Annotated in this window: 15 protein-coding genes; 4 read left to right on the forward strand and 11 right to left on the reverse strand. The window is 48.0% G+C overall.

Features of this window, described 5'->3' with window-relative positions; all coding sequences use genetic code 11:
* Positions 1–6: 6 nt before the first annotated feature.
* Genes gspL through gspC form a run of 10 tightly spaced genes read right to left on the reverse strand, consistent with a single transcriptional unit; the run spans position 7 to position 9,958 of the window.
* Positions 7–1,221, reverse strand: coding sequence for a type II secretion system protein GspL (gspL, locus tag VIC_RS00780; RefSeq protein WP_006957209.1), 1,215 nt, complete (start codon positions 1,219–1,221; stop codon positions 7–9).
* On the reverse strand, positions 1,184–2,209 hold the full coding sequence (gene gspK, locus VIC_RS00785) for a type II secretion system minor pseudopilin GspK (RefSeq protein WP_006957211.1): 1,026 nt from the start codon (positions 2,207–2,209) through the stop codon (positions 1,184–1,186). The genes gspL and gspK overlap by 38 nt, the downstream gene beginning before the upstream one ends.
* Complete coding sequence (gspJ, locus tag VIC_RS00790; protein ID WP_006957213.1) at positions 2,199–2,852, reverse strand: type II secretion system minor pseudopilin GspJ; 654 nt, start codon at positions 2,850–2,852, stop codon at positions 2,199–2,201. Before gspJ ends, gspK begins: the two co-directional genes overlap by 11 nt.
* Positions 2,839–3,192, reverse strand: coding sequence for a type II secretion system minor pseudopilin GspI (gspI, locus tag VIC_RS00795; RefSeq protein WP_006957215.1), 354 nt, complete (start codon positions 3,190–3,192; stop codon positions 2,839–2,841). Before gspI ends, gspJ begins: the two co-directional genes overlap by 14 nt.
* Positions 3,182–3,784 carry a type II secretion system minor pseudopilin GspH gene (gene gspH / locus VIC_RS00800; RefSeq protein ID WP_006957216.1) on the reverse strand — a complete coding sequence of 201 codons (603 nt, stop codon included), beginning with the start codon at positions 3,782–3,784 and terminating at the stop codon, positions 3,182–3,184. Before gspH ends, gspI begins: the two co-directional genes overlap by 11 nt.
* A 33-nt stretch (positions 3,785–3,817) precedes the next feature.
* Positions 3,818–4,261: a type II secretion system major pseudopilin GspG gene (gene gspG, locus VIC_RS00805; RefSeq protein WP_006957217.1), complete on the reverse strand. Its 444-nt coding sequence runs from the start codon at positions 4,259–4,261 to the stop codon at positions 3,818–3,820.
* A gap of 53 nt (positions 4,262–4,314) precedes the next feature.
* A complete protein-coding gene (gene gspF / locus VIC_RS00810; RefSeq protein ID WP_006957218.1) occupies positions 4,315–5,538 on the reverse strand; it encodes a type II secretion system inner membrane protein GspF in 1,224 nt (407 codons plus the stop codon).
* On the reverse strand, positions 5,538–7,022 hold the full coding sequence (gspE, locus tag VIC_RS00815; RefSeq protein WP_006957219.1) for a type II secretion system ATPase GspE: 1,485 nt from the start codon (positions 7,020–7,022) through the stop codon (positions 5,538–5,540). The genes gspF and gspE overlap by 1 nt, the downstream gene beginning before the upstream one ends.
* Positions 7,022–9,052, reverse strand: a complete 2,031-nt coding sequence (gene gspD / locus VIC_RS00820; RefSeq protein ID WP_006957220.1) for a type II secretion system secretin GspD — start codon at positions 9,050–9,052, stop codon at positions 7,022–7,024. The genes gspE and gspD overlap by 1 nt, the downstream gene beginning before the upstream one ends.
* Before the next feature lie 39 nt (positions 9,053–9,091).
* Complete coding sequence (gspC, locus tag VIC_RS00825) at positions 9,092–9,958, reverse strand: type II secretion system protein GspC (RefSeq protein ID WP_006957221.1); 867 nt, start codon at positions 9,956–9,958, stop codon at positions 9,092–9,094.
* Between the two features lie 254 nt (positions 9,959–10,212).
* Between gspC and hslR the strand changes: the two genes are divergently transcribed.
* The 4 genes from hslR (at position 10,213) to VIC_RS00845 (ending at position 15,573) form a co-directional block, all read left to right on the forward strand.
* Positions 10,213–10,599: a ribosome-associated heat shock protein Hsp15 gene (gene hslR, locus VIC_RS00830; RefSeq protein ID WP_006957222.1), complete on the forward strand. Its 387-nt coding sequence runs from the start codon at positions 10,213–10,215 to the stop codon at positions 10,597–10,599.
* A 56-nt stretch (positions 10,600–10,655) separates the two neighbouring features.
* Positions 10,656–11,531, forward strand: a complete 876-nt coding sequence (hslO, locus tag VIC_RS00835; protein ID WP_006957223.1) for an Hsp33 family molecular chaperone HslO — start codon at positions 10,656–10,658, stop codon at positions 11,529–11,531.
* 339 nt (positions 11,532–11,870) lie between these two features.
* Positions 11,871–13,502, forward strand: coding sequence for a phosphoenolpyruvate carboxykinase (ATP) (pckA, locus tag VIC_RS00840; RefSeq protein WP_006957224.1), 1,632 nt, complete (start codon positions 11,871–11,873; stop codon positions 13,500–13,502).
* Between the two features lie 112 nt (positions 13,503–13,614).
* Positions 13,615–15,573 (forward strand): AsmA family protein, encoded by a 1,959-nt coding sequence (locus tag VIC_RS00845; protein ID WP_006957225.1) that lies wholly within the window; start codon positions 13,615–13,617, stop codon positions 15,571–15,573.
* Here VIC_RS00845 and VIC_RS00850 read toward each other — a convergent pair.
* Positions 15,525–16,466 (reverse strand): bifunctional GNAT family N-acetyltransferase/hotdog fold thioesterase, encoded by a 942-nt coding sequence (locus VIC_RS00850; protein ID WP_006957226.1) that lies wholly within the window; start codon positions 16,464–16,466, stop codon positions 15,525–15,527. The two genes, VIC_RS00845 and VIC_RS00850, sit on opposite strands and share 49 nt — an antisense overlap.
* Positions 16,467–16,489: the final 23 nt, after the last annotated feature.

Genomic DNA, 16,489 nt, shown 5'->3' on the forward strand with positions numbered 1-16,489 from the left:
GGCTCCCTATAAACGCTTAAGCACAAAGGTGCCGTTAACTAGAGTCCCTGATTTACTCAGTTGTCCCTGCTCAACTGTAAATTGACCCGACATCAGCTCACGCGCTTTTTCAAACGTTTGGAAATCATTACTTTGCGCCTGAAGCCTGACTTCGCCACGAGTACTGTCGTACTTGAAGCTAGTGAGCCTTAGGCCCGGTACCTGCTTCATCACTTGAGGCATTTTCACCATCCATTCCAGAACTGAGTCACCACTACCGCCACCGGACAGTCGGCTCTCCTCTCGTTCCATTTCCCGTTTTAGATAGGTGACGGTCGGAATTTTGTTCTTGCTGGTCACTTGGCGGAAAATACGTTCACTTTCCTGACGATAGGCATTGGCTTGCGTTTCAGCACTTTGGATTTGCAGCCAGTTGTCGACACTGAGAATGGCAACCAAAACTCCTGCTGCAATCGCTGCTTTACGCCACACTTTGAGATGACGACCAAAAGACGATTTCGGCTTAAACTCACCAGACAACAGGTTGAGCTTACTTTTGACAGCTTGTTCAGAAAGCAGCTGCATGACCAACTGTGGTTGTTCATTGTGCCATTTTTGCTCATCCGCCAATGTCAGCTCTGGTAAGTGTGAGTATGCCTGAAGTGGCAGGTACTCCTCCTCTTGCTTCACCCAGTCAGACTGAGCCAAAAGCGGCAACCAAGCTAGTTCAATACTTACCGCACTGAACTGACCTTTTTTCACTAACCACTGGCCATCCAGCTCTACTGCACTCAAACCTGACTCTTCAGCGACAGGCAAAGCCAATGCGTCAGGTAATACCTTACGCACCGCGAAGCCAAGCTGTCGCATGTCAGCCAATATTGATTCCAGCCAGCTGTAGTCAATACCACAGACATACGCCTGATTGGCTTCCTTTGCCAAGACAGTAAAGTGCAGCTCGTCGACATCCTGCGCCACATCGTCTTCCAACATGAATGGCAGCATAGAATCAAACTGACGATTCGCGCCTGCTGGGACTTCCAACTGAGTCAGAACCAGATTGGCTGCAGACACCAGTACAATAACTTGGCGCCCTTCTGCGTAATTGGCAAGCTCGGCCAAATCCTGGTGATCTTGCAGTTCACCGCTCGCTATCACTTCCTTTTGGCTTTCTGACCAAACCAGCCATTGAATCGCTGCTGTTTTACTTTTGCTCAGCCGAACGATTAGAAACTCGTTCACCGATCCCTCCAAAGCGACGGCGTATTACCGTTGCAGTTTCTCTATTATTACTAAACAACAGGCTGCGGATTCGCACCCTGGATTTATCCACCAGCACCTCAGCATCGAGCTCAAAATACACGCTGTCGACACTCAGGTAACCTTTGACCTGCTTTTTAACATCCTCGCTCAAACCACTCAGGTCCGATTCAGCGAGAAAGTCATCCGTTGACGCCCATCCATCGGGGCCACGGTTTTCCAAAATCTGTTTTGCCTGAGACGAACTCAGATTCGGATAGAACATTGCCGCCAGCAGCGCTGCATGCTCGGGCGCAATGGTATTCACATTAAGACGAAAGTCAGAAGTTGGCAGCGCGCAAATCATCGGGCTGACTTTTTCCATCACTTCGCCGCTAACCTGATTTACTGATCGTAACTCACTGCTGTCGGCCAACAAGGTATTGGCACTCAAATATGCAGGCGATAAACCTTCGTAATGGCTGTCTTCGACACCCGATGATGAGTTAACTGAATCATTGCTATCCACAAATTCCCACAGCGACTGGGCGATGGTTTCTGCTTCGTAGTTGTCCACCTGCAGCTCTTCAAGCAGATTCTGAAACTTTTCTACCAAGAAGGGTAACTGTGCAGACCCAGCGGTTTGTTCCACATCAGACAACGCATTGATATTGAAGCACGCCTGAGCATCATGCAACTTGCCACTAACTGTGCCATAGTCCAATGGCATGCTATCCAACTCTTGAGCCCAAGGCTGGGATAGATTGATGCTGTCATCGTTGTCTTTATAGCTTTGTTCAATACCGTACTTAGCCAGCGCTTCAACACCCAAGCTGTACCAGTACGCTTGCTGATAATTGATTTGGCTGCCAGCACGCTTGAACTGACTGAACAAACGATCGGCCATACTGGCGGCGATACTGACCATAACCGCTAAGAGCAGCAAAATTACAATCAGGGCGACACCGCGCTGAGGACGTTTAGCTGCCATCGCTTTTCTCCTCAGAACCGCCAATCTCACCACCCGCTGTCATATAAATGCGTTCAATCTTGCCGTAATCTTCCAGTTCAAGTTCAACCGCTACTGCCTGAGGCAACATGGCTTTCTTATCCCACTCTTTTTTCCAGTCGGAGCCGTCAAAGAACTTCACATTAAACTTTTCCACTTTGTCGATCAGCGGCATCGCTATTCCCGCTTGCCCTGCGGGCGTATCAGCATAGCGCCACCAGACACGTTCAAGCACGTCATCCTTTATTCGGTAGCCTACTTTACTCACTTCACCACGCGGAAACTGCTGCTGCGGGTTATGCCAGCCTAAACGGGTAAACATGATCCCGTTGGCATCGGAATCCAGCAAATACTCTTTCCACTGCACCAACAGGCCATTGGACTCCTCACCATTAGTTCTAGTCTGGCGTAGAGCCATCTGACGAAAGTCGCCATCCATAAACACTAAGGCACGTTGCAGCGTTTTCAGTCGCTCACTGCGTTCCATGGACAGCTCGTTGCTGCGCTGTACTTGATTCAGCACCTGATAAGCGCCCACGCTTAAGCTGGCAAAGATGGCAATCGCCACCAGAACTTCAATCAGAGTGAAACCGCCCTGAGAGGCCGATGTTTTACTTCGCCACATAACTTCTTACCGTAACTACTGGCGAACTTTTTTCACTGGTGGCCACCTTGACATCAAACGCCTGCAAAATATCACCGGCCGTTTCAACAGGTTCTATAGACCAGAACCAATCGCGCCCAGCCAATTCGTCTTTGCCTTTTTTCTTGCTCGGCTTGCTGCCTGCCAGCATCACTTTAGCCATCTGGTTATCCGCGACTAACGCAGCGAAGGTTTTTTCTTCCAGGTAATTTAAGGTGTTGATATGTTGACTGACGGAACGAATGGTCGCGATCGCGGCAGTAGCGAATATTGCCAACGCAACCAACACTTCCAGTAACGTCATACCCCGTTTAGCTTTCATCTTCGCTTTCTCCCGGAGCCAACAACACTATCTGTCCATTTTCTTTTGCCACTACTTTCCACGCATCCTGCTCTTCATCACCTTGCTCAGGATAAATGGCAACAGAAAATGGCGTCACTTCACCACTGGACACAATAAATACTTGTGGCGGACGCAGCTTTTTCTCTTCTTTGTACTCAGCAAACATATCTTCATCAAACAGGCTTCCCGGCTTAAACAGACGATCATCATCGCCCCACGCGCCACCACCCATAGTCAGCGTCACGGCTACCGATTCATTCAACTTCGTTTCGTAAGGAATCTGGTCGATATTGAGTTTCTGCCAGCCTTCACTTTCCAGCGACATCAAGTAGTAGACCGATTTCTTCTCATCGACGCGCAGACCGAAATCTCGGCCACTGAGCATCGCTTCTTCATTGAGTAGCATTATTCGCTGAAAAAGAGACTCGGCCTGCTTCTTTGCTACATCTTTTGAGCTGGTCGGTAACGTGGAGATCACTGCCACAGAAGCAAGGGACACCAGTACCAGAACCAGTAAGATTTCCAGCAGAGTAAAGCCAGTACGAGAGAGAGTTGGGTAACCTTGACGCATAGGAAAAAGAGGGCGGCTTATGCCGCCTCTGCCTTATTGAAAGTCCTGAATGTTCCAGTTGCCGATATCGGCATTGACACCTTCACCACCTTCTTGGCCATCAGCACCTAGAGTGAAAATATCGATGTTACCGTTGTCACCTGGGCTCAGGTATTGGTAGTCGTTACCCCAAGGGTCGGTTGGCAGGCGCTTGATGTAACCACCATCGCGGTAGTTACGCGGTTCAGGGCTTGATGGCTTGTTAACTAGCGCTTCCAAACCTTGGTCTGTGGTTGGATAAACGCTGTTGTCCAGCTTGTACATATCCAGTGCATTTTCTAGCGCAACAATATCAGTAATAGCTTTTTGTTGGTCAGCCTTTTCTTTATTACCCAACAAGTTAGGAACAACAAAGCTTGCTAAAATACCTAAGATGACGACAACAACCATCACCTCTAAAAGCGTAAAGCCAGACTGCTTGTTCATTTTTCTTTTCATTATATTCTCCAAATAAAAATTCATAGCGAGAGGTTAAACTGCTCTCAGTATGACTATCCACTCATTAAGTTGTTCATTTCTAAAATTGGCATCAGGGTCGCCATTACGATAAACAGTACTAATCCAGCCATCAGTGCAATCAATGCCGGGGTGAAGATACCTAATGCGATATTGACTGTGGATTCAAAGTTGGCATCCTGATTATCGGCCGCACGAGTCAGCATACTTTCCAGCTCACCACTCTGTTCACCACTGGCGATCATGTGCAGCATCATTGGTGGGAAAAGCTTGGTCTGCTCAAGTGACTTACGCAGGCTTGCCCCTTCACGGACGTTATCGGTCGCGCTGAGAACTTGCTGCTTAACGTAATGGTTCGACATTACGTCTACCGCCACTTTCATCCCTTCCAATATTGGAATTGCACTGGAAGTACAGATGGATAGCGTACGCGCAAAGCGAGAGGTATTCAGGCCACGAGAGATTTTTCCAATCATCGGCATATGAACAATTTTGCGATCCCAACTCAGGCGCAGATTAGGCTTACTGAGAGCAAACTTAAACAGATACACCAACACGGTCAGAGCGACTAAAATTTGAATGCCCCAGTTTTGAATAAAATCACTGGAAGCAAGAAGGAACTGAGTCGATTGAGGCAGTTCTTGTCCCATCTGAACAAACTGGCCGACAATTTTGGGTACCACTGCCGCGAGCAAAAACGCTACAATACCGACAGCAAACACCACCAGCACCACAGGGTAGATCATCGCCTGCTGCAGCTTCGAGCGCATTTTTTGACGATTTTCTGCATAGTCCGCCAAACGCTCCAAAACCGCATCTAGATGACCAGACTTTTCACCCGCCGACACCATAGAGCGGAACAAATCATCAAAGATGTGCGGAAAGTCCGCCAAACTGTCAGCCAGCGTGTAGCCTTCGGTGACTTTTGAGCGCACGGCGAGCAGCATGGTTCGAATGCGCGGCTTTTCAGACTGCTCTGAAACCGCCTTAAGACACTCTTCTAGAGGCATTCCCGACTGAACCAGTGTCGCTAGCTGGCGAGTAATCAAAGCTAAATCAGGTGTGCTGATGCCACGCTTAAAGGTTAACCCAGCTTGCTCGGTCTGCTTCTTGGCTTTCTGACGTGTTTCATTCACCTCAACCGGCATTAACCCCTGCTCTTTGAGCCGGGCTCGAACCTGACGTGCGTTATCGCCTTCAATCACCCCTTTCTGGGTTTTGCCTTTTTTATTGAGGGCTTTATATTCAAACGCTGCCATTAGCCTTCCTTAGTCACCCGCATGACTTCTTCAAGAGAAGTGATACCTTGACGGACTTTACTCAGGCCATCATCACGAATACTTGGCGTATGCTCACGAATGGCTTTTTCAATTGCCTGCTCGCCAGCTTCGCTGTGAATTTTCTCTTGTACCTGCTCGTTAACCACCAGCAACTCGTGAATACCAGTACGACCACGATAACCTTTGTGATTACAGTTTTCACAGCCATTAGCTCGATAAAGAATTAGCTCTTCTTTCTTCTTCAGATCAAACAGCTTTTTGGTTTCTTTGTCTGCTTCGTAAGGTACTTTACAATCAGGGCAAAGAGTACGAACTAGGCGTTGTGCCAATACTCCTAATAGTGAGGACGAGATAAGGAACGGCTCAATACCCATATCCCGCAGACGGGTAATCGCACCCACTGCCGTATTGGTGTGTAGGGTCGACATTACTAAGTGACCGGTTAAAGAAGCTTGAACAGCTATCTGCGCCGTTTCCAAGTCACGGATCTCACCGACCATCACCACATCAGGGTCCTGACGCAAAATTGCACGCAAGCCACGAGCGAAGGTCATATCTACCTTAGGGTTAACTTGCGTCTGACCGATCCCATCGATATCAAATTCAATCGGATCTTCAACGGTAAGGATATTGCGTTCGTTGCTGTTGAGTTCCTGGAGGCCAGCATACAAGGTAGTCGATTTACCCGAGCCAGTTGGGCCGGTAACCAAAATGATGCCGTGCGGGCGCTCAATCATGCTGCGGAAATTTTCATGGTTGGCTGGCGTCATGCCTAAGCTATGCAGATCAAGTCGAGTGGCATTCTTATCCAGAAGACGCATCACCACGCGCTCTCCGTGCGACGAAGGCATGGTGGAAACACGCACATCAACCGCTCGACCACCAATACGCAGAGAAATACGGCCATCTTGAGGCACACGCTTCTCAGCGATATCCAGCTTAGCCATAACCTTAACGCGAGAGACCAATAACGGTGCTAGCTTACGACTCGGCGACAACACATCACGCAATACGCCATCAATGCGGAAACGGATTGAAAGTGCTTTTTCGAAGGTCTCGATGTGGATATCCGATGCCCCCTCCTTAATCGCTTCACCGAGCATAGCGTTGATCAACTTGATGATAGGCGCATCGTCATCTGACTCAAGCAGGTCTTCATCTTGCGGCAAATCCTCAGCCAACGAGAAGAAGTCATCACTATCTGCGCCTAAGTCTTCCATTAGCTGACGAGCTTCCGACGAGTCGCGCTGATACGCTTCCGTCAATTTGGAATCGAACTCATCTTTGGACACTTCGCGCAGCTCAAAATGTTCGCCTACCACACGTTTTACTTCGATCAAGGCTTCAAATGCCAACGGCGCAACATAATACAGCGTGAGACCTTGCTCTGAAGGCTCAAGTACCAGTTGGAAGCGGTTGGCAAAACTAAATGGCAAACGACGGAATGTGACTAACTCATCCATCACTTAGTTTCCATTTGGTCTAGGAAAGCCTGAATCTCAGCAGGGTGACTAATATCTTCACCAAACTTAGGCAGCACAGGCGTTTGCACGTCTTCCATCAATCTCAGACCTTGGTCCGCCTTGTAAAGCTGCTCGGCACGAATAAAGTTGTATTTACGCTGAGTAATACCATCTGCGGTCACACCATCGCGAATGATGGTTGGCTTAATGAATACCATTAGATTGGATTTTTGTAGCTGAGAGCTGGTCGATTTAAATAGACGGCCTAAGTAAGGAATATCGCCCAGAAGCGGAACTTTAGATTCACTTTCTTGTGCGCGCTCGTCAATCAAACCACCCAGTACAATCATCTGGCCATCTTCTACCATAACTGACGTATTGAGCTGGCGTTTAGCAAAGCTGACATCCACCGCTGCGTTACTGGTCGCAGGCAGAACGTTAGACACCTCTTGCTCAATGGTAAGCTGTACCGAGTTACCTTCGTTGATTTGAGGAACGACTTTGAGCTTGATACCAACTTCTTTACGATCAACAGTCTGGAATGGGTTGTCGTTGTTTGACCCTGCCGCAGACCCAGTGATGACGGGTACTTCTTCACCGACAATGAAAGATGCTTCACCGTTGTCCATTACAGTAATGCTCGGAGAAGACAGGATGTTAGAGTTGGTGTCGCTTGATACTGCGCTGATCAGTGCCGTCCAGTCTCCCATTACTACACTAAGTGCCGCACCATTAACGCCAGAGAGCGCTGAAGCCAATGTGGAGTAGTCTCCTGGTTCCGTAACATCATAAGGTACTCGTTCACCTGCACTATTGGTGTAATACTCTGTACTCTTTTGATCTTCAGCCTCTTCAAGGCCCACCATTACGTTACCGATCTTGGTTCCGGCATTGCCGTACTGGATTACTGCACCAGTTTCGAGCGAGCCCCACTGGACACCTAAGTTAATACCGTCACCTTCTGTCATTTCGACAATCAAGGCTTCAATCAGCACCTGCGCGCGGCGAATATCCAGTTGAGAAATTACATCCTGAAGCGCATTCATAATATCTGGCGGCGCAGTCAGTACGAGCGCATTGGTACCTGGGTGAGCTGAGATCATCACCTCGCCACGTTTGGCGCTGGACGACTGTTTAGAACCTGATGATTTTTCTGCCTGAAGATTGTCAGAGACACCTTTCAACACATCAACCAAGTCTTCCGCTTTGGCGTACTTTAGATACACCACGCGGTTATTGCCTTTGGTAGCCATCTCAATATCAAGCTGCTTAATCAGCTTACGCAGGCGCTGACGTACCTGAGGATCACCGGAAATGAGAATAGAGTTCGTGCGATCATCGGCAACCAGTTTTGGCTGTAAGAAAGCAGGTGTGCTTTTCGCATCAGTCGTCTTGTTCAGAGCTTCAACAATACGAACCATCTCAGCAGCAGAAGCATTATCCAATTCAACTACTTCGATTTCTTTGTCACCCGCTTGGTCGACACGTTTGATGATGTCTGCCAATCGGTTAACCACCGCTGCGCGGCCTGTAATAAGAATGATATTAGCTGGGTCGTAGTGCACAACGTTACCTGCACCCGCATTGTCATTTAGCTGACGAAGCAGAGGTGAAAGCTCACGCACCGAGACATTACGAACTGCAACAACACGAGTTACGACTTCATCGCCTTGGATTGATCCATCGCCAACCACGGGAATCGCGGAGGTTTTCGCATCTTTAGATTTGATGACCTTGATGACACCGTTGTCCATTTCCACCACAGCGTAGCCATAGACTTCCAGAACGTTTAAAAAGAAGCTGTAATATTGTTCTTCCGACAGCATGTCGTAGCTGCGTACATCGATCTTGCCACGTACGGATGGATCAACAATGATGGTTTTTTCCAGATTCCGACCAACAATGTTGATGAACTCTTGAATATCTGTGCCTTTAAAGCTCGCACTGTATTCGTTAGCGAATACAGCGGCAGGTGACGTCAACAAGCTTCCTGCTAAAAGCCAAGCGCTTTTTTTAAGCCAATGGTTCACTCTCTACTCCTCGGAATGATTCACGCATCTGCATCATTCTTATAATTCAATATAAATTTCATAAGGCTGGCCATCTCGTTCTACCGTTAAATTCAGCTCGGTAAGTTGAGACATATTTTTGAAGATCTCCCCCATCGTCGCGGGGTTACTCAGATCCTGGCCATTGATTTGTGTTGCTATATCCCCTGACTGTAAGCCAACTGATTCGAATAGTTCTTTCTCTTTTCCAGGGGTTAAGCGATAACCAATAACTTCGCCATCTCTTTTTATCTGAGACATACGAACGTATTGGAAAATTTGTTTCGCGTCTTTGCGAATGACAGAGCGTATTTCATCCAGCTTATCGGCGGAGACGTCTGCCTTAATCGATTTGGTTTTAGGCTGTTGCTGTAGATTCTTGGTGTATTTAAGCCCTTCTAGCATGACAGTTTCATTACGGCCGGAGTTATCGACGATAATACGATCATACAAGACTTGAACTACCGTCGCCCTGGTACCTTCCAAGGTTTCGCCGATACCATAAGTCGCCTGCTGACCTCGACTCGCCACCACCGCAAGGTTTTTATTCGCTTCAGTGCTAGTTACAACACCGACCAAGATGACGTTCAAGCGACTTTTCGGCGCTTCGGTTACTACAGGCTTTTTCTCAACCGGCGCCTGCGCTTGATAGCGACCAAACAAGTTACTGTTTTGCAGCTCAGCGATATTTAAACCCGAATCCTTGCTGACACTACCTGCCACTGACGTTGGCTGCCAAGGGGTTACCGATTGCGACTCCATCGGCTTCCAGATCAATGCACCAGATACCCATGCACTCATGCCCAGCAACACTACCGTTGCCATTGAGCTCAAGCGGTCCTGATTTTTCAGGAAACTATCTAGTTGAATTACACCACGTATGTTCACTCACAATCCTTTTGATCACCAGCTGACGAAGCCATGCAAGGTAATGTTTACCAAGCAAAGTACTCTATAATTAGAGTTTTTATTTGAACCAATTATTCTACCAAAATATGAAACAGGCTAAATAGTTAACGGCCTGATTAACATGTAAAGCGGTGGAATTTTACCATGTACCTTGAAAAATGCGCGCTTCATCACCATTGTTACACCAATAATTTGGCACAAGATTCACCACCAGTTAGAGGCTAGTATCCACAATGGGTTCCCAAACTGAAGCAGTTCGACTCGATAAATGGCTATGGGCAGCACGTTTTTACAAAACTCGTTCCATTGCTCGAAATATGGTCGACGGCGGTAAAGTTCACTATAATGGCCAACGCAGCAAGCCGAGTAAGGCGGTTGAGCTCGGCGCAATCATTACTCTTCGACAGGGGCACGAGGAGAAAACCGTGGTTATCGAAAAGATTTCGGATCAACGACGTGGCGCTCCCGAAGCACAAACCCTCTATACCGAAACTGGGGACAGTCTTGCTAAGCGTGAAGAAAATGCCGCCCGTCGCAAACTTCATGCGCATAGCCCAAGCCCAGATCGTCGCCCTGATAAAAAGCAGCGTCGCGACATCATCAAATTTAAACATCAATAATATCAGCCACCATCTGGCTGGTATCAGTAGTACCATACGTACGAGGAAATGCTTACATGGCAAACAATGTTTTAAACCGCTACCTTTTTGAAGACCTGTCTGTACGTGGCGAGTTGGTACAATTGGATGAAGCCTACCAACGCATCATTTCTAGCAAGGAATACCCAGCACCACTACAGAAGCTGTTGGGTGAGCTACTGGTATCGACAACCCTGCTGACCGCGACTTTAAAGTTCGAAGGCTCTATCACGATGCAATTACAAGGTGACGGCCCGGTATCTCTGGCTGTCATTAATGGCGATCACGACCAGAAAGTGCGTGGCGTCGCGCGCTGGGAAGGGGATATCGCCGATGATGCCAGCATTCATGACATGTTGGGTAAAGGTCACTTAGTGATCACTATCGATCCTAAAAAGGGCGAACGTTACCAAGGTATTGTTGGCCTTGATGGCGACAACTTATCGGACATTCTTGAAAGCTACTTCGCAAACTCAGAGCAGTTGAAGACGCGTATATGGTTGCGCCTCGGAGAACACGAAGGCCAGCAGCGTGCTGCGGGTATGCTGATTCAGGTGATGCCAGATGGTACAGGTACACCTGAAGATTTCGAGCACCTAGAGCAACTGACAGATACGGTCAAAAACGAAGAGCTATTCACGCTCGAAGCGAACGACCTACTTTATCGTCTATACAACCAAGAGAAAGTTCGCCTGTTTGACCCACAACCTGTCGAATTCCACTGTGGCTGTTCACGCGAGCGCAGTGGCGCCGCCATCGTGACCATCGATCGTGCGGAAGTAAATGACATTTTGGCGGAAGTCGGCTCAATTTCTTTACATTGTGATTACTGCGGCACGAACTATACGTTCGACGAAGCTCAGGTATCTGAGTTGTTCGATCAGACCGATTCAGGCAACAAAACGCTGCATTAATTTTTATAATTTAAGAAGCACGTAATTTACCAGTCAAAAGGCCAGCACATCGCTGGCCTTTTTGTGATCAAAGCCCCGTAAACATTAGCCTTTCACGTAATAAAGCAACCGCTTAATTTTAATCAATTAATAATCCTTTTTGATCTAGCGCAATCCTTTGCGCGCGGGATACACTATCCCAGCCAATATGTGATGAGTCGCTTAAAACCCTATAGAAATCATGGATAATTTTTGAGCTATATCCCTGTTTTCACTCAGACCCGTTGCTAGCATGGTGAGCAGATAACAATCAAAACATTATTACAAAATCCCTACAAAATATTCCTACAAGGAGCACCTATGACCGTTATGGAACATGCAAAGGCTGCAACAATTGATCTTACCAAACACGGGCTTCACAACGTAAAAGAGGTTGTCCGCAACCCAAGTTACGAAATGTTGTTCGAAGAAGAAACGCGCGCTGATCTAGAAGGCTACGAAAAGGGTGTAGTCACTGAGCTGGGTGCGGTTGCCGTGGATACTGGTATCTTTACTGGACGCTCACCAAAAGATAAGTACATCGTTAAAGACGCAACTACAGAAGAACACATGTGGTGGACTTCTGATGCGGTTAAAAACGACAACAAGCCCATCACTCAAGAGATCTGGAATGACCTTAAAGATCAGGTCACTGACCAGTTATCAGGTAAACGTGTATTCGTGATTGACGGATACTGCGGTGCCAACCCAGATACTCGTCTAAGCATCCGCGTTATTACTGAAGTCGCGTGGCAAGCGCACTTCGTTAAGAACATGTTCATTCGTCCTAGCGAAGAAGAACTAGCAACGTTCGAACCAGACTTCGTCGTAATGAATGGTGCTAAGTGCACCAACCAAAAATGGAAAGAGCACGGCCTAAACTCTGAAAACTTTACTGTCTTCAACCTGACTGAACGCATGCAGTTGATCGGCGGTACTTGGTACGGTGGTGAGATGAAGAAGGGTATGTTCGCTATGATGAACTACTTCCTTCCTCTTAAAGACATTGCTTCTATGCACTGTAGTGCTAACAAGTGTAAAGAAAACGGCGATGTTGCTGTCTTCTTCGGCCTATCTGGAACAGGTAAAACCACACTATCCACCGACCCTAAACGTGAGTTAATCGGCGATGATGAGCACGGTTGGGATGACGACGGCATCTTCAACTTTGAAGGCGGCTGTTACGCGAAAACCATCAAGCTTTCAAAAGAAGCAGAACCAGACATCTACAATGCGATTCGTCGTGACGCGCTGCTTGAAAACGTAACGGTACTTAGCGACGGCTCGATTGATTTCGATGACGGCTCAAAAACGGAAAACACTCGTGTGTCTTACCCAATTGAGCACATCGAGAACATAGTTAAGCCAGTATCAAAAGCAGGTCATGCCAACAAGGTGATCTTCTTGTCTGCGGATGCATTCGGCGTACTGCCTCCTGTGTCTAAGCTGACTCCAGAGCAAACCAAGTACCACTTCCTGTCTGGCTTTACCGCGAAGCTTGCAGGTACTGAGCGTGGCATTACAGAGCCAACACCAACCTTCTCTGCTTGTTTCGGCGCGGCGTTCCTAACGCTACACCCAACCAAGTACGCAGAAGTACTGGTGAAACGTATGGAAGCAGCGGGTGCTGAAGCGTACCTAGTTAACACAGGTTGGAACGGCAGTGGCAAACGTATCTCTATTCAAGATACTCGCGGCATCATTGATGCGATCTTAGATGGTTCGATTGAAAAAGCAGAGACTAAGCACATTCCAATCTTTAACTTGGAAGTGCCGACAGCACTGCATGACGTTGACCCAGCAATCCTAGATCCACGTGATACTTACACTGACCCACTACAGTGGGAAAGCAAAGCCAAAGATCTGGCTCAGCGCTTCATCAACAACTTCGACAAGTACACAGATAACGATGAAGGTAAATCTCTGGTTGCGGCAGGCCCTCAGCTAGATTAGTGATATCGTCACCAATTGCTTAGCTAAGCCCCTCTTTCGAGGGGCTTTTTGTTGCCTGAAAAGCAAAAATGTTCCAAGCTAGCTACATCTACTCCGAGGGAAGGTCGAGATTTTGAAGAAAGCACTGCTGCTGACTGCCATTGCAATTGTCAGCCTGATCAGCTTACCGCTACTGGCCCTGTTCGTTCTGCTCAACACCAGCTATGCGAGCCAAGTGGTCAACTTGATGCTAAAAAATCTGACCCCTTATACCATCACGGCTCAGCAAGCGTCATATTCCCCTCCCTTCCAACTGACATTAGAAGATGTTGAAATTGACGCAGAGCCAAAAGCTATACTCATCCCCAAGCTGACCGTCTGGTTAAGTCCAACACTGTGGCAAAACAACCAAGCCTCGTTTGACTCTGTCTTAATTGAAGGCGCCAATCTAGACATCAACGAACTGAATTCACCTTTGCTGCATGCCATTCACTTGCAGCAACTGGCGCTGCAGCATGTCGACATTACTGCGCCGGGTTGGTCAGCCAGAGACGTCAATCTGCAGGTGAAAAAGCCTCAATGGCTCAACCAAGAGCAAAACCTGCCCTATGGTGACATTCAACTGTCAGCCAAGCAGCTGTATGTCAAAGGGGAAGCATTAGATAACCTACTGATCGACGCGCAATATCAGGCACAAGACAGCACGATCTATGGCGCGTCATTCAGCTGGTATGGCGCGGAAATTTCCGGTCAAGCGGAGCAATTTAGCCAAGGATGGTCGTTGATCAACGTCACCGTCAATAAACTCGATTTACCGCAAAATAGCTCGGCTGAGAAATTACTCTCAAGACTCAAATCGCTCGACCTACCGATTTATCATATTAATAGTCTCGACCTCCTCAGCAGCAACCTCCATTACGCTGGGTGGCAATTCAATCATCTCGATGCGTCTTTGGAAAATCTCACGCTCGATCGCCCTCTGTGGCAACAAGAACAAGGCTATATCTCGTTTGATGCTGAGAGTGTGGATTTCGACCAGCTAAGGTTTATCGCACCAACAGCCAAGCTGGGCTTCACTTCAAATCACATCTCAGTGGATGAGTTTGATACTGATTTCAAGCAAGGCCGTGTTCAGCTAAGCGGAATACTGACACCAGAAGACATCGCACTTAACCGCCTAAAGGTCACTGGGGTAAAATGGCTGGATCAAACCGATCAGCTCATCAGTACTCTGGCGCAAATGTCACAGCCTCTGCACTCGCTTAAGATTGCTGAGCTCGACATCGAAAATGCCCAACTTATTCAAGTCGAACGTCCTCCCTACTGGCAGTTATCTGGCCTCAATATCGAAGGGCAAGAGCTGACTTTGATTCATGATGATCAAGTCGGGCTTTACGATGGCAGCCTGGAAATCAGTGCCAACAATGCCAGTATTGAACAGCTGCTGACTACCCAAGCCGTACTAAAAGCGTCGGCCAAGCAGGGTAACATTACCTTAGAGCGCGCTTTTATCCCGCTAGATCAAGGCTATATCGAAGCAAGCGGACAATGGCAGCGTCAATCTGTCAGTGCCCCATGGCAACTGTCACTGCATGCCGATGGTTTTCAAGTCAATCAACCGCTACTGCAGGCCCAATTGCCGTTTAAGCTCGCCGGGCTAGCTGAAGTCGAACTGGAAATGAGTGGTTTATCTGGTGATTATTCAATGCTGGCGCATAGCCTGAGCGGTACGCTCAATGGCTACCTGCATGACGGTGCGCTGGAAGCAAAAAGTGTCGATGGCGATCAAAGCTATCTGCAGCTCTGGCCCTTAGATAAAATCACACTCCAAGCCGATCGTGGCCGGATTGAGATTGCATCGAAAGGGGAGAAAGCGCAGCTGGCAGGGACGTTAGATCTGACCAAACCTGAGTTTGGCACATTAATTTTTACCAGTGAGCACAACTGCCAGAGATTGTGGTCCGATATATTCAATCTGACCAATGTGATTCAAGATGTGTGTGGCGAGCCGATCGAACCAATCGTACCCGCCAACGAAGCAAATCATTCTTCAGAAGATGAAGAGGCAGGCAAATCCAGCATCGACTTATAATTCGGTAGCAGCATATAAGTGCCGACAAACTCAACGGCTTCCGTATCGCCACTGTGAATAGTGACATGGATGACAATACGGGCTTTTCGACCGGAAGCCAGGCGGTCCAAGTCTCCACTGATCCCATCTAAAGAGGTTGAAGCTACTGGATTCTGCGTCACCGGATGACGGTAGCGAATCTGGCTGTCAGCCAGAACGATATCACCACTCAAACCACGTTCTTTCATCAACAACCACGTCATTCCCCACCCTGTCAGGGTCGCAAGGGTAAAAGCAGAACCTGCAAACATAGTGTTGTGCGGGTTGAGGTTAGGGTTGAGCTGAGAACAACACTCGAACTGATAGCCCGTGTACTGATTGATCTTGATGCCCATCTTATCGCTGATAGGGATTTGATGCTCCCAGCGCTCTTGCAGCTCGGTACACCACTCAGGCTTACGTAGTACGTTAGCCATCGGGTCGAGCTTTTTGACCATCTGCTGGTGACGCACAGGGCCACGCTCATCGGTTAATTCACCGCGGCGCTCAAAACCGTTCTTTTCGTAGAAAGAAATGGCATCCTCACGCGCATTACATACCAGACGTTTGGCCCCTTCCTGACGGGCAAGCGATTCCAGTGCCACCAGCACCAGCGAGCCCATACCTTTGCTACGACGATTGCCTTTCACTGCCATATAACGAATTTGCGCTTCACTGTCCGGAGTGATGTAAAGTCGGCCTATAGCCATAGGTCGACCACGACCATCAACAATCATGCGGTGGTGGCTCATCGGATCGTATTCATCACGCTCAGAGCCTAACGGCATGCGCCAAGGTTCGCGCAGCATTTGCCAGCGAAAGTGGTAATACTTATTGAGTTGGTTATCCGTTTTTGGCGTGATCAGCTTAAACATAAAATTCCTTTTCAATGGAAACG

It is taken from the genome of Vibrio coralliilyticus ATCC BAA-450 (genome assembly GCF_000176135.1).
Taxonomy (GTDB): domain Bacteria; phylum Pseudomonadota; class Gammaproteobacteria; order Enterobacterales; family Vibrionaceae; genus Vibrio; species Vibrio coralliilyticus.